The following is a 26,846-nucleotide window of genomic DNA, read 5'->3' on the forward strand; positions in this document are numbered from 1 at the left end:
TAGAGGAGCGTTCTGTAAGCCTGTGAAGGTGAGTTGAGAAGCTTGCTGGAGGTATCAGAAGTGCGAATGCTGACATGAGTAACGACAATGCGAGTGAAAAACTCGCACGCCGAAAGACCAAGGTTTCCTGCGCAACGTTAATCGACGCAGGGTTAGTCGGTCCCTAAGGCGAGGCTGAAAAGCGTAGTCGATGGAAAACAGGTTAATATTCCTGTACTTCCAGTTATTGCGATGGAGGGACGGAGAAGGTTAGGCCAGCCTGGCGTTGGTTGTCCAGGTTTAAGGTGGTAGGCTGGAATCTTAGGCAAATCCGGGATTCTAAGGCCGAGAGCTGATGACGAGTTGCCTTTAGGCGACGAAGTGGTTGATACCATGCTTCCAAGAAAAGCTCCTAAGCTTCAGATAACTGGGAACCGTACCCCAAACCGACACAGGTGGTTAGGTAGAGAATACCAAGGCGCTTGAGAGAACTCGGGTGAAGGAACTAGGCAAAATGGCACCGTAACTTCGGGAGAAGGTGCGCCGGCGAGGGTCAAGGACTTGCTCCGTAAGCCCATGCCGGTCGAAGATACCAGGCCGCTGCGACTGTTTATTAAAAACACAGCACTCTGCAAACACGAAAGTGGACGTATAGGGTGTGACGCCTGCCCGGTGCCGGAAGGTTAATTGATGGGGTTAGCGCAAGCGAAGCTCTTGATCGAAGCCCCGGTAAACGGCGGCCGTAACTATAACGGTCCTAAGGTAGCGAAATTCCTTGTCGGGTAAGTTCCGACCTGCACGAATGGCGTAACGATGGCGGCGCTGTCTCCACCCGAGACTCAGTGAAATTGAAATCGCTGTGAAGATGCAGTGTATCCGCGGCTAGACGGAAAGACCCCGTGAACCTTTACTATAGCTTTGCACTGGACTTTGAATTTGCTTGTGTAGGATAGGTGGGAGGCTTTGAAGTGGGGACGCCAGTTCTCATGGAGCCATCCTTGAAATACCACCCTGGCAACTTTGAGGTTCTAACTCAGGTCCGTTATCCGGATCGAGGACAGTGTATGGTGGGTAGTTTGACTGGGGCGGTCTCCTCCCAAAGAGTAACGGAGGAGTACGAAGGTGCGCTCAGACCGGTCGGAAATCGGTCGTAGAGTATAAAGGCAAAAGCGCGCTTGACTGCGAGACAAACACGTCGAGCAGGTACGAAAGTAGGTCTTAGTGATCCGGTGGTTCTGTATGGAAGGGCCATCGCTCAACGGATAAAAGGTACTCCGGGGATAACAGGCTGATACCGCCCAAGAGTTCATATCGACGGCGGTGTTTGGCACCTCGATGTCGGCTCATCACATCCTGGGGCTGAAGCCGGTCCCAAGGGTATGGCTGTTCGCCATTTAAAGTGGTACGCGAGCTGGGTTTAGAACGTCGTGAGACAGTTCGGTCCCTATCTGCCGTGGACGTTTGAGATTTGAGAGGGGCTGCTCCTAGTACGAGAGGACCGGAGTGGACGAACCTCTGGTGTTCCGGTTGTCACGCCAGTGGCATTGCCGGGTAGCTATGTTCGGAAGAGATAACCGCTGAAAGCATCTAAGCGGGAAACTTGCCTCAAGATGAGATCTCACTGGGATCTTGAATCCCCTAAAGGGCCGTCGAAGACTACGACGTTGATAGGTTGGGTGTGTAAGCGCTGTGAGGCGTTGAGCTAACCAATACTAATTGCCCGTGAGGCTTGACCATATAACACCCAAGCAATTTGCGCACGAAGCCAAATTGTGGTGGTGAAGATGATACGAACCGAAAGTTCGCAACGAACCACAAATATCACATATCCGAATTCGCTGGGCTGTCCATCTGGACATTCTGGCTACAGAATTTCTTGACGACCATAGAGCATTGGAACCACCTGATCCCATCCCGAACTCAGTAGTGAAACGATGCATCGCCGATGGTAGTGTGGGGTTTCCCCATGTGAGAGTAGGTCATCGTCAAGATTCATTTCGCAAAACCCCTATCTGCGCATGCAGGTAGGGGTTTTGTCTTTGTGGCGCAAAAATCCCCAGGCTCACCCAAGTGCGCGGTCTTGCATGTCCCCCGTTGGGGCCCTTTTCCTATGCAAGCTAACAGCCCGTAGCTATCATGCCTGCCTTATTCCAAGTCGAGACTGGCATGCTGAAGTTGTTGAATCTCCTCAAGGATGGCCGGTTCCATTCCGGAGAAGCTCTGGGGGCGGCACTCGGGGTGAGTCGCAGCGCCGTTTGGAAGCAGCTGCAGCACCTGGAGAGCGAATTGAACCTCACCATCCACAAGGTTCGCGGGCGCGGTTATCAGCTGGCTGCGCCAATGGCCTTGCTTGATGCGAACGCGATCGCCGGTTTTGCCGAAGGCGAGCAGTGGCCCGTTTTCATTCACGAAACTATCGATTCGACCAACGCCGAAGGCCTGCGACTTGCCGGTGAAGCACAGCTCGCACCATTTGTGGTTCTGGCCGAGCGCCAGAGCGCCGGCCGTGGTCGTCGCGGTCGGCAGTGGGTCAGCCCGTTTGCCGAAAACCTCTATTACAGCCTGGTGCTGCGTGTGGATGGCGGTATGCGCCAACTCGAGGGCCTGAGCCTGGTGGTAGGGTTAGCCGTAATGCGTACACTGCAGGCGTTTGGTGTAAAGGATGTTGGGCTCAAATGGCCCAACGATGTCCTCGTTCGGGGGCAGAAGATCACCGGTATCCTGCTGGAGTTGGTGGGGGATCCGGCGGATGTCTGTCATGTCGTGCTGGGTGTCGGCATCAATGTGAACATGCAGGTCAACGATCAGGTCGACCAGGAGTGGACCTCAATGCGGCGTGAAGTGGGTGCGGTAATAGACCGTAACCGGTTGGTAGCGTCGCTAAGTCAGCAGCTACAACACGAATTGGCACGGCATCGTCGCTATGGTTTTGCCGCATTCCAGGAGGAATGGGAGCAAGCGCATCTTTGGCAGGGGCGCAACGTTTCCCTGGTTGCCGGTAGTACACGTATTAATGGCGTGGTTCTTGGCGTCGACGGGCAGGGCGGCTTACGCCTTGAGGTGGACGGAGTGGAAAAGAGCTTCAGTGGTGGTGAGCTCAGTTTGAGGTTGCGTGATGATTCTTGAGCTCGATTGCGGTAACAGCTTTATCAAGTGGCGGGTAATCCATGTCGCTGATGCGGCGATTGAAGGCGGCGGCATCGTCGACTCCGATCAGGCTCTGGTGGCGGAAGTGGCTGCACTGGCTGCTGTGTCTCTTACGGGCTGCCGCATCGTCAGTGTGCGTAGTGAAGAAGAAACCGATGCGCTTTGCGCGTTAATTGCCCAAGCGTTTGCCGTGCATGCGCGTGTGGCCCATCCGGCTCAGGAAATGGCCGGTGTGCGCAATGGTTATGACGACTATCAGCGCCTGGGCATGGACCGCTGGTTGGCAGCGCTGGGGGCGTTTCACCTGGCCAAAGGCGCTTGCCTGGTCATTGACCTGGGGACTGCTGCCAAAGCGGACTTCGTTGCTGCGGACGGCGAGCACTTGGGTGGCTACATTTGCCCGGGTATGCCGTTGATGCGTAGCCAGCTGCGCACACACACACGGCGTATCCGTTATGACGACGCTTCCGCTGAGCGCGCATTGGTCAGTCTGGCTCCGGGCCGCTCGACCGTCGAGGCGGTCGAGCGCGGGTGTGTGCTGATGCTTCAGGGGTTTGCACGCACCCAGCTCGAACAGGCGCAGGCGCTATGGGGGGAGAATTTCACGGTGTTTCTCACGGGGGGCGATGCGCCACTGGTCAGGGAAGCCGTGCCACAGGCGCGGGTAGTGCCTGACCTGGTTTTCGTTGGCCTGGCCATGGCCTGCCCATTGGATTGAGGTGCCTATGCGTTGGTTGTTTCTGCTGTTACTGGTGCTCAACGTCTTCTATTACGTGTGGCACCAGCAGGAAGCCCCGCTGAAGGTCAAGGAAGTCGCCCCGCTGTCGCTGTACAAGGGGAGTCAGCAAGAAATCCGTCTGTTGCGAGAGGCGGGTGTATCGACAACCCCGAAGCGCCGAGATGAGTGCCTGGTAGTCGGCGGTGTTATGGGGCAGGGGCAGCTCGATTTGCTGCGTCAGCGCTTGTTAAGCCTGGATATTGCCACGCTGCCGGTGGCGGGGCAGCTGCCGGGTGCAGACGGTCGTTGGCTCAAAGTTGCCCCGGAAAGCGAGCGTTTGCTGGACTCGGCGGTCCTTTCGACTCTTTCCAGTGATTTCAAAGACTTAAAACATAAAATTATTTTCTGCCAGGGTATTGCAACTGGCGAATAGCTTGATAGAATGGCGCCCGCTTCACAGGGAACACCACTTAGGGGGTAGAACTGGAAGCGGTGTCAAAGCAGCTAAGTTTCAGATTTGATTGAAAAAATTTGAAAAAACGCTTGACACTAGGACGGCAGACAAATAGAATGCCGGCCACATCTGGAGGGATTCCCGAGCGGTCAAAGGGGACGGACTGTAAATCCGTTGCGAGAGCTTCGAAGGTTCGAATCCTTCTCCCTCCACCAGTTTTAGCGAGAGCCGCAAGCTCCGCGGGTATAGTTTAGTGGTAGAACCTCAGCCTTCCAAGCTGATGATGCGGGTTCGATTCCCGCTACCCGCTCCAAGTTTGCAGGATTTTGCACAAAGTGTTTCGCTCTTGTAGCTCAGTTGGTAGAGCACACCCTTGGTAAGGGTGAGGTCAGCGGTTCAAATCCGCTCAAGAGCTCCATATAAACAAGGCAGATATGAGAATATCTGCCTTTGTTTTATCAGCGCAAGACTATTTCTTCTGCGGAGGATTGTATCGATGGCTAAGGAAAAGTTTGATCGTTCCCTTCCCCACGTTAACGTCGGCACTATCGGCCACGTTGACCACGGTAAGACCACTCTGACCGCAGCTCTGACTCGCGTTTGCTCCGAAGTTTTCGGTTCGGCAATCGTAGAGTTCGACAAGATCGACTCGGCTCCGGAAGAAAAAGCGCGCGGTATCACCATCAACACCGCTCACGTTGAGTACAACTCGACCATTCGTCACTACGCTCACGTTGACTGCCCAGGTCACGCTGACTACGTGAAGAACATGATCACCGGTGCTGCCCAGATGGACGGCGCGATCCTGGTTTGCTCGGCCGCCGATGGTCCGATGCCACAAACCCGTGAGCACATCCTGCTGTCCCGTCAGGTTGGCGTTCCGTACATCGTGGTCTTCCTGAACAAGGCTGACCTGGTAGACGACGCTGAGCTGCTGGAACTGGTCGAGATGGAAGTTCGCGACCTGCTGTCCACCTATGACTTCCCAGGCGACGACACCCCGATCATCATCGGTTCGGCGCGTATGGCCCTGGAAGGCAAAGACGACAACGAAATGGGCACTACCGCTGTTAAGAAGCTGGTAGAGACTCTGGACAGCTACATTCCTGAGCCAGTTCGTGCCATCGACCAGCCGTTCCTGATGCCGATCGAAGACGTATTCTCGATCTCGGGTCGTGGTACCGTTGTTACCGGTCGTATCGAGCGTGGTATCGTCCGCGTTCAAGATCCGCTGGAAATCGTTGGTCTGCGTGACACCACCACCACCACCTGCACCGGCGTTGAGATGTTCCGCAAGCTGCTGGACGAAGGTCGTGCTGGCGAGAACTGCGGCGTCCTGCTGCGTGGTACCAAGCGTGACGACGTTGAGCGTGGTCAGGTTCTGGTCAAGCCAGGTTCGGTCAAGCCGCACACCAAGTTCACCGCAGAAGTCTACGTCCTGTCGAAGGAAGAAGGCGGCCGTCACACTCCGTTCTTCAAAGGCTACCGTCCTCAGTTCTACTTCCGTACCACTGACGTGACCGGTAACTGCGAACTGCCGGAAGGCGTTGAAATGGTAATGCCAGGTGACAACATTCAGATGACTGTTACCCTGATCAAGACCATCGCAATGGAAGACGGTCTGCGCTTCGCTATCCGTGAAGGCGGTCGTACCGTCGGCGCCGGCGTTGTAGCAAAAATTATTGAATAAGTAGTTGATTTACTTGATCAGGCCGGTATAATGGCCGGCCTGATACAGCGTTACAGGTCAGTAGCTCAATTGGCAGAGCGACGGTCTCCAAAACCGTAGGTTGGGGGTTCGATTCCCTCCTGACCTGCCATTTCACTTCGGTGTGATGGCTTTCTTCTTACAGGATCTTCCTCAATGACTCCCAAAACTGAAGCCCAAGAATCGCGTTTTGATCTGTTCAAGTGGCTGGCTGTAGTGGCTTTGGTGGTTGTTGGTGTTGTGGGTAATCAGTATTACTCGGCATCCCCAATCCTGTATCGCGTCCTCGCACTTCTCGTCCTGGCTGCTGTCGCGGGCTTTGTAGCTCTGCAGACTGCGAAGGGCAAGTCGTTCTTTGCGCTGGCGAAGGAAGCTCGTACCGAAATTCGTAAAGTCGTGTGGCCGACCCGCCAGGAAACCACCCAGACCACGCTGATTGTCGTGGCTGTTGTGCTGGTTATGGCACTGCTGCTGTGGGGTCTTGATTCCCTGCTCGGCTGGGCGGTCTCCCTGATCGTTGGCTAAAGGTGTCCCGTGGCTAAGCGTTGGTATGTTGTGCATGCTTACTCGGGTTACGAGAAGCATGTAATGCGCTCCCTGATTGAGCGCGTCAAGCTGGCTGGCATGGAAGACGGTTTCGGCGAGATCTTGGTCCCGACCGAAGAAGTCGTCGAAATGCGTAACGGCCAGAAGCGCAAGAGTGAGCGTAAATTCTTCCCTGGCTATGTATTGGTCCAGATGGAGATGAACGAAGGGACTTGGCACTTGGTCAAGGATACCCCTCGTGTGATGGGCTTTATTGGTGGTACTGCAGACAAGCCTGCACCGATCACTGATAAAGAAGCCGAGGCTATCCTGCGTCGCGTTGCCGACGGTAGCGACAAGCCGAAGCCGAAGACGCTGTTCGAGCCGGGTGAAGTGGTTCGAGTCATTGATGGTCCGTTCGCTGACTTCAATGGTAGTGTCGAAGAAGTTAACTACGAAAAGAGCCGCCTGCAGGTTGCAGTGCTCATTTTCGGTCGCTCTACTCCGGTGGAGCTCGAGTTCAGCCAGGTCGAAAAGGTCTAGGCGGACGAAGCATCCCATACCCCGCAGCCTTGTTTGCTGCGGGGTTTTGTCGTCTTTGGGATAACACGCAAGTCATCCGGGGAGCCATCAGGCGTTCGTACCCGATTTTGGAGTAGCTCATGGCTAAGAAGATTCAGGCTTACATCAAGCTGCAAGTTAAGGCCGGCCAGGCCAACCCAAGCCCACCCGTTGGTCCAGCACTGGGCCAACACGGTGTGAACATCATGGAATTCTGCAAGGCCTTCAACGCCCGTACTCAGGGTCAAGAAGCCGGCCTGCCGACTCCTGTGATCATCACTGTTTACAGCGACCGTAGCTTCACCTTCGAGACCAAGAGCACCCCTGCCTCGGTTCTGCTGAAGAAAGCTGCTGGCCTGACCAGTGGTTCGGCTCGCCCGAACACCGTTAAAGTCGGTACCGTTACCCGTGCTCAGCTGGAAGACATCGCCAAAGCTAAACAGGCTGATCTGACTGCCGCTGACCTGGACGCTGCTGTACGCACCATCGCTGGCTCTGCCCGCAGCATGGGCCTGAACGTGGAGGGTGTGTAATGGCTAAGCTGACTAAGCGCCAAAAGGCAATCGCCGAGAAAATCGAAGCAGGCAAGGCCTACAACTTCGAAGACGCGGCAACTCTGCTGGCTTCGCTGCCGGCTGCCAAGTTCGTAGAGTCCTACGACATCGCCGTTAACCTCGGTGTTGACCCGCGTAAATCCGACCAGGTCGTACGTAGCGCTACTGTGCTGCCGCACGGCACTGGCAAGACTGTTCGCGTTGCTGTCTTCACCCAGGGTCCAGCTGCTGAGGCCGCTCTGGCTGCCGGCGCTGACCGTGTAGGTATGGACGATCTGGCTGCCGAAATGAAAGGCGGCGACCTGAACTATGACGTCGTCATCGCATCGCCTGATGCCATGCGCGTAGTAGGTCAGCTGGGTCAGGTTCTGGGTCCTCGCGGCCTGATGCCTAACCCTAAAGTTGGTACCGTGACCCCAGACGTAGCCACTGCCGTGAAAAACGCCAAGGCTGGTCAGGTTCGCTACCGTACCGACAAAAACGGTATTATCCATACCTCCGTTGGCAAAATCGGCTTCGAAGCCGGCAAGCTGAAGGAAAACGTTGAAGCCCTGATCGCTGATCTGAAGCGTATCAAGCCGGCTTCCTCGAAAGGTATCTACGTCAAGCGCGTTACCCTGAGCACCACTATGGGCCCAGGTCTGGTCATCGATCAGAGCTCGCTGAACGTGTAAGAACATGGTGGCGCGACCTGTCGCGCCACCAGCAAAAATTGGGGTCCCTGCCTGGCGGGGGCTATCCAAGACCGTAGGCGGCGCAAGCCTTAAAACACCAGCCCACGCAGATGGTGCTCCCGATTCGTTACCGAATCAGACACCAAAACGACATCCGGCTTCGGCCAGATGCAACGGTAAAAACCAGGAGTAAACCCGTGGCAATTAAACTCGAAGACAAGAAGGCCATCGTCGCTGAAGTCAACGAGGCTGCCAAAGTCGCTCTGTCCGCTGTCGTGGCCGATGCCCGTGGTGTGACTGTAAGCGCAATGACCGGACTCCGTAAAGAGGCCCGCGAAGCTGGCGTATACGTACGTGTCGTACGTAACACCCTGCTCAAGCGCGCTGTTGAAGGCACCGAATTTTCGATCCTCAACGACGCGTTCAAAGGCCCGACCCTGATTGCTTTCTCCAACGAACACCCGGGCGCTGCTGCTCGTCTGTTCAAAGAGTTCGCCAAGGGTCAGGACAAGTTCGAGATCAAGGCAGCTGCGTTTGACGGCAATTTCATTGCAGCGAACCAGATCGACGTGTTGGCTACCCTGCCGACCCGCGACGAAGCTATTGCACGACTGATGAGCGTGATTCAAGGCGCCACCAGCAAGCTGGCTCGTACTCTGGCAGCCATTCGCGACCAGAAAGAAGCTACCGCTGCCTAAGGCGCGCGAACTCTTTCAAAATCATACGTTTAATTTGATGGCTGCGTAGGCTGTCACCCCAATACAGGATTTAAGTCATGTCTCTGACTAACGAACAAATCATCGAAGCAATCGGCCAGAAAACCGTTCTGGAAGTTGTTGAGCTGATCAAAGCAATGGAAGAAACCTTCGGCGTTACCGCTGCTGTTGCCGCTGCTGGCCCAGCTGCTGCTGCTGCCGTTGTTGAAGAGCAGACCGAGTTCAACGTTGTTCTGGTTGAAGCCGGCGAGAAGAAAGTGAACGTGATTAAAGCCGTTCGCGAGCTGACCGGTCTGGGCCTGAAAGAAGCCAAAGAGAAAGTCGATGGCGCTCCTCAGGTTGTAGCTGAAGGCGTTTCGAAAGAAGCCGCTGAAGACGCTAAGAAGAAGCTGGAAGAAGCAGGCGCTAAAGTCGAGCTGAAGTAATTTCGACTTTGCGATGCCAGCCTAAGCGTTGAGCGAAAGGCTGATGGCTGGTGGCTTATGCCACCGGCCTTTTTCCGTTATTGGTGGTCGATCAGATCGGCCCCGATAGCGAGCTGCAAGACACCCATGTGGGTGGCGCAAACCAAGGGGTTTGCACGATTTTCTGGCTGCTCCCGCCGGGAGAAGCCAAACAAGCAGGTGACCAAGCTGGGGAACGCTGATGGCTTACTCATACACTGAGAAAAAACGTATCCGCAAGGACTTTAGCAAGTTGCCGGACGTCATGGATGTGCCTTACCTCCTGGCCATCCAGCTGGATTCGTATCGCGAATTCCTGCAAGCGGGAGCATCCAAGGATCACTTCCGCGACGTCGGCCTGCACGCGGCCTTCAAATCGGTATTCCCGATCATCAGCTACTCCGGCAATGCTGCCCTGGAGTACGTAGGCTATCGCCTGGGCGAGCCCGCCTTCGATGTGAAGGAATGTGTCCTGCGTGGCGTGACCTTCGCGGTCCCACTGCGGGTCAAGGTGCGCCTGATCATCTTCGACAAGGAATCGTCGAACAAAGCGATCAAGGACATCAAAGAGCAAGAAGTCTACATGGGTGAAATCCCCCTGATGACTGAGAACGGTACCTTCGTTATCAACGGTACCGAGCGTGTGATCGTTTCCCAGCTGCACCGTTCGCCTGGTGTGTTCTTCGACCACGACCGTGGCAAGACCCACAGCTCCGGCAAGCTGCTGTACTCCGCTCGCATCATCCCTTACCGCGGCTCCTGGTTGGACTTCGAGTTCGACCCGAAGGACTGCGTGTTCGTGCGTATCGACCGTCGCCGCAAGCTGCCGGCCTCGGTGCTGCTGCGCGCGTTGGGCTACAGCACTGAAGAAGTGCTGAACACCTTCTATACCACCAACGTCTTCCACGTTTCCGGCGAAAAACTCAGCCTGGAACTGGTGCCTCAGCGTCTGCGTGGTGAAGTTGCAGTCATGGACATCCATGACGAAAACGGCAAAGTCATCGTTGAGCAAGGCCGCCGTATTACCGCGCGCCACATCAACCAGCTCGAGAAGGCCGGCGTCAAGCAGCTGGACGTTCCTATGGAATACGTCCTGGGCCGCACTACCGCCAAGGCCATCGTGCATCCGGCTACCGGCGAGATCCTGGCTGAATGCAACACCGAGATGACCACCGATCTGTTGATCAAGGTCGCCAAGGCGCAGGTTGTCCGTATCGAGACCCTGTACACCAACGACATCGATTGCGGTCCGTTCATCTCCGATACCCTGAAGATCGACACCACCAGCAACCAGCTGGAAGCCCTGGTCGAGATCTACCGCATGATGCGTCCAGGCGAGCCGCCGACCAAGGATGCTGCCGAGACCCTGTTCAACAACCTGTTCTTCAGCGCCGAGCGTTACGACCTGTCCGCCGTTGGTCGCATGAAGTTCAACCGTCGTATCGGTCGTACCGAGATCGAAGGTTCGGGCGTGCTGAGCAAAGAAGACATCGTCGAGGTTCTGAAGACCCTGGTCGATATCCGTAACGGCAAAGGCATCGTCGACGACATCGACCACTTGGGTAACCGTCGCGTACGTTGCGTCGGCGAGATGGCCGAGAACCAGTTCCGCGTTGGCCTGGTGCGTGTCGAGCGCGCGGTCAAGGAACGCCTGTCGATGGCGGAAAGCGAAGGCCTGATGCCGCAAGACCTGATCAACGCCAAGCCGGTTGCGGCGGCGGTGAAAGAGTTCTTCGGTTCCAGCCAGCTGTCCCAGTTCATGGACCAGAACAACCCGCTCTCCGAGATCACCCACAAGCGCCGCGTCTCCGCACTTGGCCCTGGCGGTCTGACCCGTGAGCGTGCCGGCTTCGAAGTCCGTGACGTACACCCGACCCACTACGGCCGTGTGTGCCCGATCGAGACCCCTGAAGGTCCGAACATCGGTCTGATCAACTCCCTGGCAGCCTATGCCCGCACCAACCAGTACGGCTTCCTGGAAAGCCCGTACCGCGTGGTGAAGGAAGGCGTTGTCAGCGATGACATCGTGTTCCTGTCGGCCATTGAAGAAGCGGATCACGTCATCGCTCAGGCTTCGGCCACGATGAACGAGAAGAAGCAGCTGATCGATGAGTTGGTAGCTGTTCGTCACCTCAACGAATTCACCGTCAAGGCGCCAGAAGACGTCACCTTGATGGACGTTTCGCCGAAGCAGGTTGTTTCGGTTGCTGCGTCGTTGATTCCGTTCCTCGAGCACGACGACGCCAACCGTGCGTTGATGGGTTCGAACATGCAGCGTCAGGCTGTACCAACCCTGCGTGCCGACAAGCCGCTGGTAGGTACTGGCATGGAGCGCAACGTTGCTCGTGACTCCGGTGTTTGCGTGGTTGCTCGTCGCGGTGGTGTGATCGATTCGGTCGACGCCAGCCGTATCGTCGTTCGCGTCAATGACGACGAAGTCGAGACTGGTGAAGCAGGTGTGGATATCTACAACCTCACCAAGTACACCCGTTCGAACCAGAACACCTGCATCAACCAGCGTCCGCTGGTGAGCAAAGGTGACAAGGTTCAGCGCAGCGACATCATGGCCGACGGTCCGTCCACCGATATGGGTGAACTGGCACTGGGTCAGAACATGCGTATCGCGTTCATGGCGTGGAACGGCTTCAACTTCGAAGACTCCATCTGCCTGTCCGAGCGTGTGGTTCAGGAAGACCGCTTCACCACCATCCACATTCAGGAACTGACCTGTGTGGCGCGTGACACCAAGCTTGGCCCAGAGGAAATCACTGCGGACATCCCGAACGTGGGTGAAGCTGCACTGAACAAGCTGGACGAAGCCGGTATTGTTTACGTAGGTGCCGAAGTCGGCGCTGGCGACATTCTCGTCGGCAAGGTCACGCCAAAAGGCGAAACCCAGCTGACTCCTGAAGAAAAACTGCTGCGCGCAATCTTCGGTGAGAAGGCCAGCGACGTTAAGGACACCTCCCTGCGTGTGCCAACCGGCACCAAGGGTACCGTCATCGACGTACAGGTCTTCACCCGTGATGGCGTTGAGCGCGATAGCCGCGCCTTGGCCATCGAGAAGATGCAGCTGGACGAGATCCGCAAGGACCTCAACGAAGAGTTCCGCATCGTCGAAGGTGCAACCTTCGAGCGTCTGCGTTCTGCTCTGAACGGCCAGGTGGTCGACGGTGGTGCGGGCCTGAAGAAAGGTACCGTGGTCACTGACGAAGTGCTGGACGGTCTGGAGCACGGCCAGTGGTTCAAACTGCGCATGGCTGAAGATGCACTGAACGAGCAGCTGGAAAAGGCTCAGCAGTACATCGTCGACCGTCGCCGTCTGCTGGACGACAAGTTCGAAGACAAGAAGCGCAAGCTGCAGCAGGGCGATGACCTGGCTCCAGGCGTACTGAAGATCGTCAAGGTTTACCTGGCAATCCGCCGTCGCATCCAGCCGGGTGACAAGATGGCCGGTCGTCATGGTAACAAGGGTGTTGTCTCGGTAATCATGCCGGTTGAAGACATGCCACACGACGCCAACGGTACCCCGGTCGACGTCGTCCTGAACCCGTTGGGCGTACCTTCGCGTATGAACGTCGGTCAGATCCTCGAAACCCACCTGGGTCTCGCTGCCAAGGGGCTGGGCGAGAAGATCGACCGCATGATCGAAGAGCAGCGTAAGGCCGCTGAACTGCGCGTCTTCCTGACCGAGGTCTACAACGAGATCGGCGGTCGTCAGGAAAACCTCGACGAGTTCACCGACGAAGAGATCCTGGCCCTGGCCCACAACCTGAAGAAGGGCGTGCCAATGGCTACGCCGGTCTTCGATGGTGCCAAGGAGCGCGAGATCAAGGCCATGCTGAAGCTGGCCGATCTGCCAGAAAGCGGCCAGATGGTGCTGTTCGACGGCCGTACTGGCAACAAGTTCGAGCGTCCTGTGACCGTTGGTTACATGTACATGCTCAAGCTGAACCACTTGGTGGACGACAAGATGCACGCGCGTTCCACTGGTTCCTACAGCCTGGTTACCCAGCAACCGCTGGGTGGTAAGGCGCAGTTCGGTGGTCAGCGTTTCGGGGAGATGGAAGTGTGGGCGCTGGAAGCATACGGCGCGGCATACACCCTGCAAGAAATGCTCACAGTGAAGTCGGACGACGTGAACGGCCGTACCAAGATGTACAAGAACATCGTGGATGGCGATCACCGTATGGAGCCGGGCATGCCCGAGTCCTTCAACGTGTTGATCAAAGAGATTCGTTCGCTCGGTATCGATATCGATCTGGAAACCGAATAACACGTGACGCGAAGGGGGGCGGGGCAGGTAATGCCCGCTCCCTGCTCCGCCAGGAGGAAAGGCCTTGAAAGACCTACTGAATTTGCTGAAAAACCAGGGTCAAGTCGAAGAGTTCGACGCCATCCGCATCGGTCTGGCGTCGCCTGAAATGATCCGTTCGTGGTCGTTCGGTGAAGTTAAGAAGCCGGAAACCATCAACTACCGTACGTTCAAGCCTGAGCGTGACGGCCTGTTCTGCGCCAAGATCTTTGGCCCAGTCAAGGACTACGAGTGCCTGTGCGGCAAGTACAAGCGCCTCAAGCACCGCGGCGTGATCTGCGAGAAGTGCGGCGTTGAAGTTGCCCTGGCAAAAGTTCGTCGTGAGCGCATGGCGCACATCGAACTGGCCTCGCCGGTTGCCCACATTTGGTTCCTGAAGTCGCTGCCGTCCCGTATCGGCCTGCTGATGGACATGACCCTGCGTGACATCGAGCGCGTGCTCTACTTCGAGAGCTACGTCGTGATCGATCCAGGCATGACCGCCCTGGAAAAGGGTCAGCTGCTGAACGACGAGCAGTACTTCGAAGCGCTGGAAGAGTACGGTGATGACTTTGACGCCCGCATGGGTGCCGAAGCCGTCCGCGAACTGTTGCACGCTATCGACCTGGAGCACGAGATTGCCCGCCTGCGCGAAGAAATTCCGCAGACCAACTCGGAAACCAAGATCAAGAAGCTGTCCAAGCGCCTGAAGCTGATGGAAGCATTCCAAGGCTCGGGCAACCTGCCTGAGTGGATGGTGCTGACCGTCCTGCCAGTGCTGCCGCCGGACCTGCGCCCGCTGGTTCCGCTGGATGGTGGCCGCTTCGCGACCTCCGACCTGAACGACCTGTATCGTCGGGTGATCAACCGTAACAACCGCTTGAAGCGCCTGCTGGATCTGTCGGCGCCAGACATTATCGTGCGCAACGAAAAGCGCATGTTGCAGGAAGCGGTCGACGCCCTGCTGGACAACGGCCGTCGCGGTCGCGCCATCACTGGCTCGAACAAGCGTCCGCTGAAGTCCCTGGCTGACATGATCAAAGGTAAGCAAGGTCGCTTCCGTCAGAACTTGCTCGGTAAGCGTGTGGACTACTCTGGTCGTTCGGTAATTACCGTTGGCCCGACCCTGCGTCTGCACCAGTGCGGTCTGCCGAAGAAGATGGCCCTCGAGCTGTTCAAGCCGTTTATTTTCGGCAAGCTGGAAATGCGTGGTCTGGCGACCACCATCAAGGCTGCCAAGAAGATGGTCGAGCGCGAACTGCCAGAGGTATGGGACGTTCTCGCCGAAGTGATTCGCGAACACCCCGTACTGCTCAACCGTGCACCGACCCTGCACCGTCTGGGTATCCAGGCCTTTGAACCGGTTCTGATCGAAGGTAAGGCTATCCAGCTGCACCCGCTGGTCTGCGCTGCGTACAACGCCGACTTCGACGGTGACCAGATGGCCGTTCACGTGCCGCTGACGCTGGAAGCCCAGCTCGAAGCGCGCGCGCTGATGATGTCGACCAACAACATCCTGTCGCCAGCCAACGGTGAGCCAATCATCGTTCCGTCGCAGGACGTGGTATTGGGTCTGTACTACATGACCCGCGAAGCCATCAACGCCAAGGGCGAAGGTCGCGTATTCGCTGACCTGCAGGAAGTCGACCGCGTATTCCGCGCCGGCGAAGCTGCCCTGCACGCGAAAATCAAGGTTCGTATCAACGAAACCGTGAAAGATCGCGATGGCAGCGTTACCAAGAACACCCGTATCGTCGACACCACTGTCGGCCGTGCGCTGCTGTTCCAGGTTGTACCGGCAGGCCTGCCGTACGACGTGGTCAACCAGCCGATGAAGAAGAAGGCAATCTCCAAGCTGATCAACCAGTGCTATCGTGTGGTTGGTCTGAAAGAGACTGTTATCTTCGCTGACCAGCTGATGTACACCGGTTTCGCGTACTCCACCATCTCTGGCGTGTCCATTGGTGTGAACGACTTTGTCATCCCTGATGAGAAAGCGCGCATCATCAACAGCGCTACCGATGAAGTGAAGGAAATCGAAAGCCAGTACGCTTCCGGCCTGGTAACCCAGGGCGAGAAGTACAACAAGGTCATCGACTTGTGGTCGAAGGCGAACGACGAAGTGTCCAAGGCGATGATGGCCAACCTCTCGAAAGAGAAGGTCATTGACCGCGAAGGCAAGGAAGTCGAGCAAGAGTCCTTCAACTCGATGTACATGATGGCTGACTCCGGTGCGCGGGGTTCCGCAGCACAGATTCGTCAGCTGGCTGGTATGCGTGGTCTGATGGCCAAGCCGGACGGCTCGATCATCGAGACGCCGATCACCGCGAACTTCCGTGAAGGTTTGAGCGTACTTCAGTACTTCATCTCTACACACGGTGCTCGTAAGGGTCTGGCGGATACCGCACTGAAGACTGCGAACTCCGGTTACCTGACCCGTCGTCTGGTAGACGTTGCCCAGGATCTGGTAGTGACCGAGATCGACTGCGGCACCGACCACGGCCTGCTGATGACGCCGCACATTGAAGGCGGTGACGTTGTAGAGCCGCTGGGTGAGCGTGTACTGGGTCGTGTCATTGCCCGTGACGTGTTCAAGCCAGGCACCGAGGACGTTATCGTTCCGGCCGGTACCCTGGTCGACGAGCAGTGGGTAGAGTTCATCGAGCTGAACAGCATCGATGAAGTGATCGTGCGTTCGCCGATCAACTGCGAAACCCGCTACGGCATCTGCGCCAAGTGCTACGGTCGCGACCTGGCTCGCGGTCACCAGGTGAACATCGGTGAAGCTGTCGGCGTTATCGCTGCCCAGTCGATCGGTGAGCCGGGTACCCAGCTGACCATGCGTACGTTCCACATCGGTGGTGCTGCTAGCCGTACTTCGGCTGCCGACAGCGTTCAGGTGAAGAACGGCGGTATGGTTCGTCTGCATAACCTGAAGCAGGTTGAGCGTGCAGATGGCAACCTGGTTGCCGTATCGCGTTCCGGTGAGCTGGCTATTGCCGACGAATTCGGTCGTGAGCGTGAGCGTTACAAGCTGCCATACGGTGCGGTGATTTCGGTCAAGGAAGGTGAGAAGGTCGAAGCTGGCGCTATCGTCGCCAAGTGGGACCCGCACACCCACCCGATCGTTACCGAGCTGAAAGGTACCGTGACCTTCGTGGGCATGGAAGAAAACATCACCATCAAGCGTCAGACCGACGAACTGACCGGCTTGACCAACATTGAAGTGCTGGACGTCAAGGATCGCCCTGCTGCAGGCAAGGAAATCCGTCCAGCCATCAAGATGGTCGATGCTGCTGGCAAGGACCTGTACCTGCCAGGTACCGACGTACCTGCCCAGTACTTCCTGCCGGCTAACGCCTTGGTTGGTGTAGCTGACGGTGCTCAGATCGGTGTTGGTGACGTTATCGCGCGTATCCCGCAAGAAACGTCGAAGACCCGTGACATCACCGGTGGTCTGCCGCGCGTTGCCGACTTGTTCGAAGCGCGCCGTCCGAAAGAAGCCTCGATTTTGGCTGAAGTCAGCGGCACCATCGCGTTCGGTAAAGAAACCAAGGGCAAGCGTCGTCTGGTCATTACTCCGACCGACGGTAGCGAACCGTACGAAGAGCTGATTCCGAAGTGGCGCCACCTGAACGTCTTCGAAGGCGAACAGGTAAACCGCGGCGAAGTTATCTCCGACGGCCCGAGCGATCCGCACGACATCCTGCGTCTGCTGGGTGTGAGCGCGCTGGCGAAGTACATCGTCAACGAGATCCAGGACGTTTACCGTCTGCAAGGCGTGAAGATCAACGACAAGCACATCGAGACCATCCTGCGTCAGATGCTGCGCAAGGTTGAGATCGCCGAGTCGGGTGACTCCAGCTTCATCAAGGGCGACCAGATGGAACTGACCCACGTATTGGTCGAGAACGAGCGTCTCGCCAGCGAGGACAAGTTCATCTCCAAGTTCACTCGTGTGCTGCTGGGGATCACCAAGGCCTCGTTGTCGACCGAATCGTTCATTTCCGCGGCTTCCTTCCAGGAAACCACCCGCGTATTGACCGAGGCGGCGGTAACCGGCAAGCGCGATTACCTGCGCGGTCTCAAAGAGAACGTGGTCGTGGGTCGTCTGATCCCGGCGGGTACTGGTCTGGCGTATCACAGCGAGCGCAAGCGTCGCCGTGATGCCGACAAACCGCTGCGTGTAAGCGCCAGTGAGGTGGAAGCCGCACTGACCGAAGCGCTGAATTCCAGCGGTAACTAAGTACAGGGCAGGGCCCCGGCAAGCCCCGAACGGCCATCGGCGACATGAAATGTTGCCGATGATCGGGCGGGGAGGGCCGGGGCCTCGTCTTGACTGGGTGCAAGATCCTCCGTAGACTTTTGTACCCTTAAATTTGGTGAGGCTCTGTCTCGTCAATTTTTGGCTTTCTTGCAAGACAATAGAGTCGCAAGACAATCAGTGGAGCTAGTAGATGGCAACTATCAACCAGCTGGTACGTCAGCCGCGTAAGCGTTCGGTCGAGAAGTCCGACGTTCCTGCGCTGCAGAACTGCCCGCAACGTCGTGGCGTGTGCACCCGTGTGTACACCACCACGCCGAAAAAACCTAACTCGGCACTGCGTAAAGTTTGCCGTGTGCGTCTGACCAACGGTTTCGAGGTTTCCTCGTACATCGGCGGTGAAGGCCACAACCTGCAAGAGCACAGCGTCGTCCTGATCCGTGGCGGCCGTGTAAAAGACTTGCCAGGTGTTCGTTACCACACCGTTCGCGGCTCTCTGGATACCTCGGGCGTTAAAGGCCGTAACCAGGGTCGTTCGAAGTACGGTACCAAGCGTCCGAAGTAATCGGCCGTTTGCAGACAATCATTTTTTTGAGTCGATAAGAGTAAGGTCGGGCGGGGGTCGAAGACCCAAGTCCCGGGCTAACCTGAAGACCGTTTGAGGGCTTATCATGCCAAGACGTCGTGTAGCAGCAAAACGTGAGATTCTGGACGATCCTAAATACGGATCCCAAATCCTCGCCAAGTTCATGAACCACGTGATGGAAAGCGGCAAGAAGGCTGTAGCCGAGCGCATCGTTTACGGTGCCCTGGATACCGTCAAAGCACGCAAGAACAGCGACCCCCTGGAAATCTTCGAGAAAGCTCTCGACGCCATCGCTCCGCTGGTCGAAGTAAAGTCCCGTCGTGTCGGCGGTGCCACTTACCAGGTTCCGGTTGAAGTTCGTCCATCCCGTCGTAACGCTCTGGCAATGCGCTGGCTCGTAGACTACGCCCGCAAGCGCGGCGAGAAGTCGATGGCTCTGCGTCTAGCCGGTGAACTGCTGGATGCTGCTGAAGGCAAAGGTGCTGCAGTCAAGAAGCGTGAAGACGTTCACCGTATGGCTGAAGCCAACAAAGCGTTCTCGCACTACCGCTTCTAATTCAAGCATCAATCATTTTGCGAGGGCTTTATGGCTCGTACTACAGCAATTAACCGCTACCGTAACATTGGTATCTGTGCTCACGTTGACGCGGGCAAGACCACCACTACCGAGCGGATCCTGTTCTACACAGGTCTGAGCCACAAAATGGGCGAGGTGCATGACGGCGCCGCGACCACCGACTGGATGGTGCAGGAGCAGGAGCGGGGTATTACCATTACCTCCGCTGCCGTTACCACCTTCTGGCAGGGTTCCCGTGGTCAGTACGACAACTACCGCGTAAACGTCATCGATACCCCCGGCCACGTTGACTTCACCATTGAAGTTGAGCGTTCGCTGCGTGTACTCGACGGCGCGGTCGTCGTATTCTGCGGTACCTCCGGCGTTGAGCCGCAGTCCGAAACCGTATGGCGTCAGGCCAACAAGTACGGCGTTCCACGTGTTGTCTACGTGAACAAGATGGACCGTGCTGGTGCCAACTTCCTGCGCGTTGTTGGTCAGATCAAGAACCGTCTGGGTCACACCCCGGTCCCGGTTCAGCTGGCTATCGGTTCCGAAGATAACTTCCAGGGTCAGGTCGACCTGATCAAGATGAAGGCTATCTACTGGAACGACGACGACAAAGGCACCACCTATCGTGAGGAAGAAATTCCTGCGGATATGATCGAGCTGGCCAACGAATGGCGCTCGAACATGGTGGAAGCTGCTGCCGAGTCCAGCGAAGAGCTGATGAACAAGTACCTGGAAGGCGAAGAGCTGACCGTCGAAGAAATCAAAGCCGGTCTGCGCGCGCGCACCCTGGCCAGCGAGATCGTTCCGGCTGTCTGCGGTTCGTCGTTCAAGAACAAGGGTGTTCCCCTGGTTCTGGACGCCGTCATCGACTTCCTGCCTGCTCCGACCGAGATCCCGGCGATCAAGGGTATTCACCCTGACCTGATCGACGTGCCGAAGGACGAAGTCAAGCCTGAGCAGTTCGACGAGCGTCACGCAAGCGACGACGAGCCGTTCTCGGCTCTGGCGTTCAAGATTGCCACCGACCCGTTCGTAGGTACTCTGACCTTCGTTCGCGTTTATTCGGGCTTCCTGACCTCCGGTGACTCCGTCATCAACTCGGTCAAGGGCAAGAAAGAGCGCGTTGGTCGTATGGTGCAGATGCACGCCAACCAGCGTGAAGAAATCAAGGAAGTACGTGCAGGCGACATCGCTGCTCTGATCGGCATGAAGGACGTCACCACCGGTGACACCCTGTGCAACGCCGACAAGCCGATCATCCTTGAGCGTATGGACTTCCCTGAGCCTGTGATTTCGCTCTCCGTAGAGCCGAAAACCAAGCAGGACCAGGAAAAGATGGGTATCGCACTGGGCAAGCTGGCTCAGGAAGACCCGTCGTTCCGCGTCAAGACCGATGAAGAAACCGGTCAGACCATCATCTCCGGTATGGGTGAGCTGCACCTGGACATCCTCGTTGACCGCATGAAGCGCGAGTTCAACGTCGAGGCCAACATCGGCAAGCCGCAGGTTTCGTACCGCGAGAAGATCACCAAGTCCAACGTCGAGATCGAAGGCAAGTTCGTTCGTCAGTCGGGCGGTCGTGGTCAGTTCGGTCACTGCTGGATCCGTTTCTCGGAGCCAGATCAGGACGAGAAGGGCAACATCACCGAAGGTCTGGTGTTCTCCAACGAAGTCGTTGGTGGTGTGATTCCTAAGGAATACATCCCTGCGATCCAGAAGGGTATCGAAGAGCAGATGAAGAACGGCGTAGTTGCCGGCTATCCTCTGATCGGCCTGAAGGCATCGGTATTCGACGGTTCGTACCACGACGTCGACTCCAACGAAATGGCGTTCAAAATCGCCGCTTCGATGGCGACCAAGCAACTGGCCCAGAAGGGCGGTGGCGTGGTTCTCGAGCCGATCATGAAGGTTGAAGTTGTAACCCCGGAAGACTACCTGGGTGACGTGATGGGTGACCTGAACCGTCGTCGTGGTCTGGTCCAGGGTATGGATGAATCGGTCTCTGGCCGTGTCGTCCGCGCTGAAGTTCCGCTCGGAGAAATGTTCGGTTACGCAACCGACGTTCGTTCCATGTCTCAGGGTCGCGCAAGCTACTCCATGGAATTCTCCAAATACGCCGAAGCTCCGTCGAACATCGTCGAAGCACTCGTTAAAAAACAAGGCTAATCCCCTTTAGGCAAGAGGTTCACTGTCGTGGCTAAAGAAAAATTTGATCGTTCCCTTCCCCACGTTAACGTCGGCACCATCGGCCACGTTGACCACGGTAAGACCACTCTGACCGCAGCTCTGACTCGCGTTTGCTCCGAAGTTTTCGGTTCGGCAATCGTTGAGTTCGACAAGATCGACTCGGCTCCGGAAGAAAAAGCGCGCGGTATCACCATCAACACCGCTCACGTTGAGTACAACTCGACCATTCGTCACTACGCTCACGTTGACTGCCCAGGTCACGCTGACTACGTGAAGAACATGATCACCGGTGCTGCCCAGATGGACGGCGCGATCCTGGTTTGCTCGGCCGCCGATGGTCCGATGCCACAAACCCGTGAGCACATCCTGCTGTCCCGTCAGGTTGGCGTTCCGTACATCGTGGTCTTCCTGAACAAGGCTGACCTGGTAGACGACGCTGAGCTGCTGGAACTGGTCGAGATGGAAGTTCGCGACCTGCTGTCCACCTATGACTTCCCAGGCGACGACACCCCGATCATCATCGGTTCGGCGCGTATGGCCCTGGAAGGCAAAGACGACAACGAAATGGGCACTACCGCTGTTAAGAAGCTGGTAGAGACTCTGGACAGCTACATTCCTGAGCCAGTTCGTGCCATCGACCAGCCGTTCCTGATGCCGATCGAAGACGTATTCTCGATCTCGGGTCGTGGTACCGTTGTTACCGGTCGTATCGAGCGTGGTATCGTCCGCGTTCAAGATCCGCTGGAAATCGTTGGTCTGCGTGACACCACCACCACCACCTGCACCGGCGTTGAGATGTTCCGCAAGCTGCTGGACGAAGGTCGTGCTGGCGAGAACTGCGGCGTCCTGCTGCGTGGTACCAAGCGTGACGACGTTGAGCGTGGTCAGGTTCTGGTCAAGCCAGGTTCGGTCAAGCCGCACACCAAGTTCACCGCAGAAGTCTACGTCCTGTCGAAGGAAGAAGGCGGCCGTCACACTCCGTTCTTCAAAGGCTACCGTCCTCAGTTCTACTTCCGTACCACTGACGTGACCGGTAACTGCGAACTGCCGGAAGGCGTTGAAATGGTAATGCCAGGTGACAACATTCAGATGACTGTTACCCTGATCAAGACCATCGCAATGGAAGACGGTCTGCGCTTCGCTATCCGTGAAGGCGGTCGTACCGTCGGCGCCGGCGTTGTCGCCAAAATCATCGAGTAATCACTCGACCGATTGAAAAAGACCCCCGCTCAGCGGGGGTTTTTTTTATTGGGTTGACACTAAATGGGGGCGTCTATAGAATCACGCCTCCTTTTAGCGGGCGTAGTGCGTCCGTTGGGAACAGCCTGGAGTCTGAAATCCAATGCAAAATCAGCAAATCCGTATCAGGTTGAAGGCTTTCGACCATCGCCTGATCGACCAATCCACCCAGGAAATCGTGGAAACCGCGAAACGTACTGGTGCACAAGTGCGTGGTCCAATTCCACTGCCTACCCGCAAAGAGCGTTTCACCGTTCTGGTTTCCCCGCACGTCAACAAAGACGCGCGTGACCAGTACGAGATTCGTACTCACAAGCGTGTTCTGGACATCGTCCAGCCAACGGATAAAACCGTTGACGCGCTGATGAAGCTTGATCTGGCGGCAGGTGTGGAAGTACAGATCAGCCTCGGCTAAGACTTCGGTCTAGTCGTGTAACGCTCTGAAATGGGCGGCCATAGCGGGTGAAAGCCCCGTACACTCATGAGGTTTACAACATGACTATTGGTGTAATCGGTCGCAAGTGCGGTATGACCCGCATTTTCACCGAAGAAGGTGTCTCCATTCCGGTCACGGTCATTGAGATCGAGCCGAATCGCGTCACCCAGTTCAAAACTGAAGAAACCGATGGCTACCGTGCAGTGCAAGTCACTGTCGGCGAGCGTCGTGCTTCGCGTGTGACTGCCGCTCAGGCAGGCCACTTCGCTAAGGCCAACGTTGCCGCTGGTCGCGGTGTTTGGGAGTTCCGTCTTGAAGAAGGCGATTTCCAGGCTGGCGATCTGATCAAAGCTGAACTCTTCGCTGCAGGCCAGCTGGTTGACGTTACTGGTCAGTCCAAAGGTAAAGGCTTCGCCGGTACCATCAAGCGCTGGAACTTCCGTGGTCAGGACAACACCCACGGTAACTCCGTGTCGCACCGTGTTCCTGGTTCCATCGGCCAGTGCCAGACTCCTGGTCGTGTGTTCAAGGGCAAGAAAATGTCCGGTCACATGGGCGCCGAGCGCGTGACTGTTCAGTCCCTGGAAGTAGTTCGCGTAGACGCTGAACGCAACCTGCTGCTGATCAAGGGTGCCGTTCCTGGCGCTACTGGCGGCGACGTGGTTGTACGTCCAGCTGTCAAGGCTCGCGGTTAAGGGGAAACTGACATGCAACTTAATGTAAATGACGCTCAGGCGATCGAAGTTTCCGAACTGACTTTCGGTGGCGAATTCAACGAGACGCTGGTTCACCAAGCAGTCGTGGCCTACATGGCCGGCGGCCGTCAGGGCACCAAGCAGCAAAAGACCCGTTCCGACGTGGCTGGTGGCGGTAAGCGCCCATGGCGTCAGAAGGGTACTGGCCGTGCTCGTGCTGGTACCACTCGTGGTCCGATCTGGCGTGGCGGTGGTGTAACCTTCGCAGCTCGCCCTCAAGATCACTCGCAAAAGCTCAACAAGAAGATGTACCGCGCAGCACTGCGCTCCATCCTCGCTGAGCTCGTGCGTAGCGACCGTCTGGTCGTGGTTCAGGACTTCGCTGTTGAAGCACCGAAAACCAAAGATCTGCTGAACAAGCTGAACGGCATGGGTCTGAGCGATGTATTGATCGTTTCCGACGCTGTTGATCAGAACCTGTACCTGGCTGCTCGTAACCTGCCGCACGTCGACGTACGTGATGTACAAGGTTCCGACCCGGTCAGTCTGATCGCATACGAGAAAGTGTTGATCACTGTCTCGGCCGTGAAGAAATTCGAGGAGCTGCTGGGATGAACCAGGAACGCGTATTTAAAGTCCTCCTTGGCCCGCACGTTTCCGAGAAGGCTACCGTTCTGGCTGAGAAGAAAGGCCAGTTCGTATTCAAGGTTGCTACCGATGCAACCAAGCTGGAAATCAAGAAAGCTGTCGAAGGCCTGTTCAACGTAAAAGTTGAAAACGTGTCGACTGTTAACGTTCTGGGTAAATCCAAGCGTACCGCACGTGGTCTGGGCAAGCGTAATGACTGGAAGAAGGCGATCGTCTCCCTTCAGCCAGGCCAAGATCTCGATTTCAGCAGCAGTGCTGAGTAAGGAAGGGGTGCATCATGGCAATCGTTAAATGCAAACCGACTTCCCCTGGCCGCCGTTTCGTGGTCAAGGTGGTCAACAAGGAGCTGCACAAAGGCGCTCCTCACGCACCGCTGATCGAGAAAAAATCGAAGTCTGGTGGTCGTAACAACAATGGCCGCATTACCACTCGTCACGTTGGTGGTGGTCATAAGCAGCATTACCGTCTGGTCGACTTCCGTCGCAACGACAAAGATGGCATTCCAGCCACTGTCGAGCGTATCGAATACGATCCAAACCGTACTGCTCACATCGCCCTGCTGTGCTACGCAGACGGTGAGCGCCGCTACATCATCGCCCCTAAAGGCGTGAGTGCTGGCGACCAGCTGATCGCAGGTGCCCTGGCCCCAATCAAGGCCGGTAACTCCCTGCAGCTGCGCAACATTCCAGTAGGTAGCACCATTCACGGCATCGAACTGAAGCCGGGTAAAGGTGCTCAGATCGCTCGTTCCGCTGGTGCTTCGGCTCAGCTGATCGCCCGCGAAGGTGTCTACGTGACCCTGCGTCTGCGCTCTGGTGAAATGCGTAAAGTCCTGGCTGAGTGCCGTGCGACCCTGGGCGAAGTCTCGAACTCCGAGCACAGCCTGCGTTCGCTGGGTAAAGCTGGTGCCAAACGCTGGCGCGGCGTTCGCCCAACCGTTCGTGGTGTTGCCATGAACCCGGTTGACCACCCACATGGTGGTGGTGAAGGTCGTACCTCCGGTGGTCGTCATCCGGTATCGCCATGGGGCTTCCCAACCAAGGGTGCTAAAACCCGTGGTAATAAGCGTACCGACAACATGATCGTCCGTCGTCGCAAGTAACTAGAGGGATACGACAGTGCCACGTTCTCTGAAAAAAGGTCCTTTTATCGATCTTCACCTGCTGAAGAAGGTCGAAGTGGCGGTGGAGAAGAACGATCGCAAGCCAGTTAAAACCTGGTCGCGTCGCTCGATGATCCTGCCACAAATGGTCGGTCTGACCATCGCGGTTCACAACGGTCGCCAGCATGTTCCAGTTCTCGTGAACGAAGACATGGTCGGCCACAAACTGGGCGAGTTCGCCGGTACCCGCACCTATCGCGGGCACGTGGCTGACAAGAAAGCCAAGCGTTAAGGGGTAAGGAAATGGAAGTAGCCGCTAAGTTGTCGGGCGCTCGCATCTCCGCCCAGAAAGCCCGCTTGGTCGCCGACCAGATCCGCGGGAAGAAGGTGGGCGAAGCGCTCAACCTGTTGGCCTTCAGCAGCAAAAAAGCCGCTGAAATCATGAAGAAAGTCCTCGAGTCGGCCGTAGCCAACGCCGAACACAACGAAGGCGCAGACGTTGATGACCTGAAGGTCTCCACCGTTTTCGTCAACGAAGGGCGTTCGCTGAAGCGCATCATGCCACGTGCCAAAGGCCGTGCTGATCGCATCGTCAAGCGGTCTTGCCATATCACTGTCAAGGTTGCGGACAAGTAACGGAGTCGATCAGATGGGTCAGAAAGTACATCCCACTGGCATTCGCCTGGGAATCGTCAAGGAGCACACCTCCGTCTGGTACGCAGACGGTGCTACTTACGCAGATTACCTGTTGAAGGATCTGAAAACGCGTGAGTACCTCCAAGACAAACTAAAAAGCGCGTCCGTAAGCCGTATCGATATTCATCGTCCGGCTCAAACTGCACGCATCACCATCCACACCGCTCGTCCAGGTATCGTTATCGGGAAGAAAGGTGAGGATGTCGAGAAGCTGCGTCAGGACCTGACCAAGCAGATGGGTGTGCCTGTGCACATCAACATCGAAGAGATCCGCAAGCCGGAACTCGACGCTATGCTGGTTGCGCAGAGCGTAGCTCAGCAGCTGGAGCGCCGCGTAATGTTCCGTCGTGCTATGAAGCGCGCCGTACAGAACGCCATGCGTATTGGTGCCAAGGGCATCAAGATCCAGGTGAGCGGTCGTCTCGGCGGTGCTGAGATTGCTCGTACCGAGTGGTATCGCGAAGGTCGTGTGCCTCTGCACACCCTGCGTGCCGATATCGACTACAACACCTACGAAGCTCACACCACTTACGGTGTGATCGGTGTGAAGGTTTGGATCTTCAAAGGCGAAGTTATTGGTGGTCGCCAAGAAGAACTGAAACCACAAGCACCAGCGCCTCGTAAAAAAGCTGCTAAGTAAGGGGTACGCCAA

The 26,846-nt window shown here is 56.7% G+C and carries 25 protein-coding genes, 4 tRNA genes and 2 rRNA genes (1 of these 31 cut by a window edge); all 31 read left to right on the top strand.

The features are described 5' to 3' along the window. Nucleotides 1-1,716 (top strand): 23S ribosomal RNA (locus tag DV532_RS02285) (it extends 1,177 nt beyond the left edge of the window). Between the two features lie 138 nt (nucleotides 1,717-1,854). Next, nucleotides 1,855-1,970: ribosomal RNA gene (gene rrf, locus DV532_RS02290) — 5S ribosomal RNA — on the top strand. A 175-nt stretch (nucleotides 1,971-2,145) separates the two neighbouring features. Then, a complete protein-coding gene (gene birA, locus DV532_RS02295) occupies nucleotides 2,146-3,105 on the top strand; it encodes a bifunctional biotin--[acetyl-CoA-carboxylase] ligase/biotin operon repressor BirA (RefSeq protein ID WP_056806885.1) in 960 nt (319 codons plus the stop codon). Next, nucleotides 3,095-3,844 (top strand): pantothenate kinase, encoded by a 750-nt coding sequence (locus DV532_RS02300; RefSeq protein WP_056806888.1) that lies wholly within the window; start codon nucleotides 3,095-3,097, stop codon nucleotides 3,842-3,844. The genes birA and DV532_RS02300 overlap by 11 nt, the downstream gene beginning before the upstream one ends. 7 nt (nucleotides 3,845-3,851) lie before the next feature. Further along, nucleotides 3,852-4,277 carry a hypothetical protein gene (locus DV532_RS02305; protein WP_056806893.1) on the top strand — a complete coding sequence of 142 codons (426 nt, stop codon included), beginning with the start codon at nucleotides 3,852-3,854 and terminating at the stop codon, nucleotides 4,275-4,277. Between the two features lie 152 nt (nucleotides 4,278-4,429). Then, nucleotides 4,430-4,513 (top strand) — tRNA-Tyr (locus tag DV532_RS02310). A 24-nt stretch (nucleotides 4,514-4,537) separates the two neighbouring features. Then, nucleotides 4,538-4,611, top strand: a tRNA-Gly gene (locus DV532_RS02315). Nucleotides 4,612-4,640: 29 nt separating this feature from the next. Then, nucleotides 4,641-4,716, top strand: a tRNA-Thr gene (locus DV532_RS02320). 78 nt (nucleotides 4,717-4,794) lie between these two features. Then, the gene (gene tuf, locus DV532_RS02325; protein ID WP_003255489.1) at nucleotides 4,795-5,988 is read left to right on the top strand and encodes an elongation factor Tu; all 1,194 of its coding nucleotides are present in this window, start codon (nucleotides 4,795-4,797) and stop codon (nucleotides 5,986-5,988) included. A 54-nt stretch (nucleotides 5,989-6,042) separates the two neighbouring features. Continuing rightward, nucleotides 6,043-6,118: transfer RNA gene (locus DV532_RS02330), tRNA-Trp, on the top strand. A gap of 44 nt (nucleotides 6,119-6,162) precedes the next feature. Next, a complete protein-coding gene (gene secE / locus DV532_RS02335) occupies nucleotides 6,163-6,531 on the top strand; it encodes a preprotein translocase subunit SecE (RefSeq protein ID WP_003257081.1) in 369 nt (122 codons plus the stop codon). A 9-nt stretch (nucleotides 6,532-6,540) separates the two neighbouring features. After that, a complete protein-coding gene (nusG, locus tag DV532_RS02340; RefSeq protein WP_003255501.1) occupies nucleotides 6,541-7,074 on the top strand; it encodes a transcription termination/antitermination protein NusG in 534 nt (177 codons plus the stop codon). Nucleotides 7,075-7,193: 119 nt separating this feature from the next. Then, complete coding sequence (rplK, locus tag DV532_RS02345) at nucleotides 7,194-7,625, top strand: 50S ribosomal protein L11 (RefSeq protein ID WP_003255500.1); 432 nt, start codon at nucleotides 7,194-7,196, stop codon at nucleotides 7,623-7,625. Next, nucleotides 7,625-8,320, top strand: a complete 696-nt coding sequence (rplA, locus tag DV532_RS02350) for a 50S ribosomal protein L1 (RefSeq protein WP_056797529.1) — start codon at nucleotides 7,625-7,627, stop codon at nucleotides 8,318-8,320. The genes rplK and rplA overlap by 1 nt, the downstream gene beginning before the upstream one ends. Before the next feature lie 197 nt (nucleotides 8,321-8,517). Next, the gene (gene rplJ, locus DV532_RS02355) at nucleotides 8,518-9,018 is read left to right on the top strand and encodes a 50S ribosomal protein L10 (RefSeq protein ID WP_003255497.1); all 501 of its coding nucleotides are present in this window, start codon (nucleotides 8,518-8,520) and stop codon (nucleotides 9,016-9,018) included. A gap of 77 nt (nucleotides 9,019-9,095) precedes the next feature. Beyond that, on the top strand, nucleotides 9,096-9,461 hold the full coding sequence (rplL, locus tag DV532_RS02360) for a 50S ribosomal protein L7/L12 (protein ID WP_007957596.1): 366 nt from the start codon (nucleotides 9,096-9,098) through the stop codon (nucleotides 9,459-9,461). 50 nt (nucleotides 9,462-9,511) lie between these two features. Beyond that, complete coding sequence (locus tag DV532_RS30165; RefSeq protein WP_156675860.1) at nucleotides 9,512-9,682, top strand: hypothetical protein; 171 nt, start codon at nucleotides 9,512-9,514, stop codon at nucleotides 9,680-9,682. Continuing rightward, entirely contained in the window at nucleotides 9,682-13,755 is a 4,074-nt protein-coding gene (rpoB, locus tag DV532_RS02365; protein WP_056797526.1) for a DNA-directed RNA polymerase subunit beta, read from the top strand. The genes DV532_RS30165 and rpoB overlap by 1 nt, the downstream gene beginning before the upstream one ends. 64 nt (nucleotides 13,756-13,819) lie before the next feature. Beyond that, nucleotides 13,820-18,019 (top strand): DNA-directed RNA polymerase subunit beta', encoded by a 4,200-nt coding sequence (gene rpoC / locus DV532_RS02370; protein ID WP_056797523.1) that lies wholly within the window; start codon nucleotides 13,820-13,822, stop codon nucleotides 18,017-18,019. 211 nt (nucleotides 18,020-18,230) lie between these two features. Continuing rightward, nucleotides 18,231-18,602, top strand: a complete 372-nt coding sequence (gene rpsL / locus DV532_RS02375; protein WP_003255492.1) for a 30S ribosomal protein S12 — start codon at nucleotides 18,231-18,233, stop codon at nucleotides 18,600-18,602. A 106-nt stretch (nucleotides 18,603-18,708) separates the two neighbouring features. Continuing rightward, nucleotides 18,709-19,179, top strand: a complete 471-nt coding sequence (gene rpsG, locus DV532_RS02380; protein ID WP_003246741.1) for a 30S ribosomal protein S7 — start codon at nucleotides 18,709-18,711, stop codon at nucleotides 19,177-19,179. Between the two features lie 30 nt (nucleotides 19,180-19,209). After that, complete coding sequence (fusA, locus tag DV532_RS02385) at nucleotides 19,210-21,357, top strand: elongation factor G (RefSeq protein WP_056797520.1); 2,148 nt, start codon at nucleotides 19,210-19,212, stop codon at nucleotides 21,355-21,357. A 27-nt stretch (nucleotides 21,358-21,384) separates the two neighbouring features. Beyond that, nucleotides 21,385-22,578, top strand: a complete 1,194-nt coding sequence (gene tuf, locus DV532_RS02390) for an elongation factor Tu (protein ID WP_003255489.1) — start codon at nucleotides 21,385-21,387, stop codon at nucleotides 22,576-22,578. Nucleotides 22,579-22,720: 142 nt separating this feature from the next. After that, entirely contained in the window at nucleotides 22,721-23,032 is a 312-nt protein-coding gene (rpsJ, locus tag DV532_RS02395; protein WP_003186070.1) for a 30S ribosomal protein S10, read from the top strand. 80 nt (nucleotides 23,033-23,112) lie between these two features. Next, nucleotides 23,113-23,748 (top strand): 50S ribosomal protein L3, encoded by a 636-nt coding sequence (rplC, locus tag DV532_RS02400; protein ID WP_056806901.1) that lies wholly within the window; start codon nucleotides 23,113-23,115, stop codon nucleotides 23,746-23,748. 12 nt (nucleotides 23,749-23,760) lie between these two features. Next, nucleotides 23,761-24,363 (top strand): 50S ribosomal protein L4, encoded by a 603-nt coding sequence (gene rplD / locus DV532_RS02405; protein WP_003255485.1) that lies wholly within the window; start codon nucleotides 23,761-23,763, stop codon nucleotides 24,361-24,363. After that, nucleotides 24,360-24,659 (top strand): 50S ribosomal protein L23, encoded by a 300-nt coding sequence (gene rplW / locus DV532_RS02410; RefSeq protein WP_056806904.1) that lies wholly within the window; start codon nucleotides 24,360-24,362, stop codon nucleotides 24,657-24,659. The genes rplD and rplW overlap by 4 nt, the downstream gene beginning before the upstream one ends. A gap of 14 nt (nucleotides 24,660-24,673) precedes the next feature. Continuing rightward, nucleotides 24,674-25,498: a 50S ribosomal protein L2 gene (rplB, locus tag DV532_RS02415; RefSeq protein ID WP_003255483.1), complete on the top strand. Its 825-nt coding sequence runs from the start codon at nucleotides 24,674-24,676 to the stop codon at nucleotides 25,496-25,498. Between the two features lie 16 nt (nucleotides 25,499-25,514). After that, the gene (gene rpsS / locus DV532_RS02420) at nucleotides 25,515-25,790 is read left to right on the top strand and encodes a 30S ribosomal protein S19 (protein WP_003255482.1); all 276 of its coding nucleotides are present in this window, start codon (nucleotides 25,515-25,517) and stop codon (nucleotides 25,788-25,790) included. 11 nt (nucleotides 25,791-25,801) lie between these two features. Then, nucleotides 25,802-26,134 (top strand): 50S ribosomal protein L22, encoded by a 333-nt coding sequence (gene rplV / locus DV532_RS02425; protein ID WP_003103908.1) that lies wholly within the window; start codon nucleotides 25,802-25,804, stop codon nucleotides 26,132-26,134. Between the two features lie 13 nt (nucleotides 26,135-26,147). Further along, the gene (gene rpsC, locus DV532_RS02430) at nucleotides 26,148-26,834 is read left to right on the top strand and encodes a 30S ribosomal protein S3 (RefSeq protein WP_003255481.1); all 687 of its coding nucleotides are present in this window, start codon (nucleotides 26,148-26,150) and stop codon (nucleotides 26,832-26,834) included. The last annotated feature ends 12 nt before the right edge of the window (nucleotides 26,835-26,846 follow it).

The sequence above is a fragment of the Pseudomonas sp. Leaf58 genome (genome assembly GCF_003627215.1).
Lineage (GTDB): Bacteria > Pseudomonadota > Gammaproteobacteria > Pseudomonadales > Pseudomonadaceae > Aquipseudomonas.

Coding starts and splice junctions, on each gene's coding strand:
- rplL (WP_007957596.1), top strand. CDS start 9,096: ATGTCTCTGACTAACGAACAAATCATCGAAGCAATCGGCCAGAAAACC.
- rpoB (WP_056797526.1), top strand. CDS start 9,682: ATGGCTTACTCATACACTGAGAAAAAACGTATCCGCAAGGACTTTAGC.
- secE (WP_003257081.1), top strand. CDS start 6,163: ATGACTCCCAAAACTGAAGCCCAAGAATCGCGTTTTGATCTGTTCAAG.
- DV532_RS02300 (WP_056806888.1), top strand. CDS start 3,095: ATGATTCTTGAGCTCGATTGCGGTAACAGCTTTATCAAGTGGCGGGTA.
- fusA (WP_056797520.1), top strand. CDS start 19,210: ATGGCTCGTACTACAGCAATTAACCGCTACCGTAACATTGGTATCTGT.
- rpsJ (WP_003186070.1), top strand. CDS start 22,721: ATGCAAAATCAGCAAATCCGTATCAGGTTGAAGGCTTTCGACCATCGC.
- rplK (WP_003255500.1), top strand. CDS start 7,194: ATGGCTAAGAAGATTCAGGCTTACATCAAGCTGCAAGTTAAGGCCGGC.
- rplV (WP_003103908.1), top strand. CDS start 25,802: ATGGAAGTAGCCGCTAAGTTGTCGGGCGCTCGCATCTCCGCCCAGAAA.
- rpsG (WP_003246741.1), top strand. CDS start 18,709: ATGCCAAGACGTCGTGTAGCAGCAAAACGTGAGATTCTGGACGATCCT.
- DV532_RS02305 (WP_056806893.1), top strand. CDS start 3,852: ATGCGTTGGTTGTTTCTGCTGTTACTGGTGCTCAACGTCTTCTATTAC.
- rpsC (WP_003255481.1), top strand. CDS start 26,148: ATGGGTCAGAAAGTACATCCCACTGGCATTCGCCTGGGAATCGTCAAG.
- rplA (WP_056797529.1), top strand. CDS start 7,625: ATGGCTAAGCTGACTAAGCGCCAAAAGGCAATCGCCGAGAAAATCGAA.
- rplC (WP_056806901.1), top strand. CDS start 23,113: ATGACTATTGGTGTAATCGGTCGCAAGTGCGGTATGACCCGCATTTTC.
- rplW (WP_056806904.1), top strand. CDS start 24,360: ATGAACCAGGAACGCGTATTTAAAGTCCTCCTTGGCCCGCACGTTTCC.
- rplD (WP_003255485.1), top strand. CDS start 23,761: ATGCAACTTAATGTAAATGACGCTCAGGCGATCGAAGTTTCCGAACTG.
- birA (WP_056806885.1), top strand. CDS start 2,146: ATGCTGAAGTTGTTGAATCTCCTCAAGGATGGCCGGTTCCATTCCGGA.
- tuf (WP_003255489.1), top strand. CDS start 4,795: ATGGCTAAGGAAAAGTTTGATCGTTCCCTTCCCCACGTTAACGTCGGC.
- rpsL (WP_003255492.1), top strand. CDS start 18,231: ATGGCAACTATCAACCAGCTGGTACGTCAGCCGCGTAAGCGTTCGGTC.
- rplB (WP_003255483.1), top strand. CDS start 24,674: ATGGCAATCGTTAAATGCAAACCGACTTCCCCTGGCCGCCGTTTCGTG.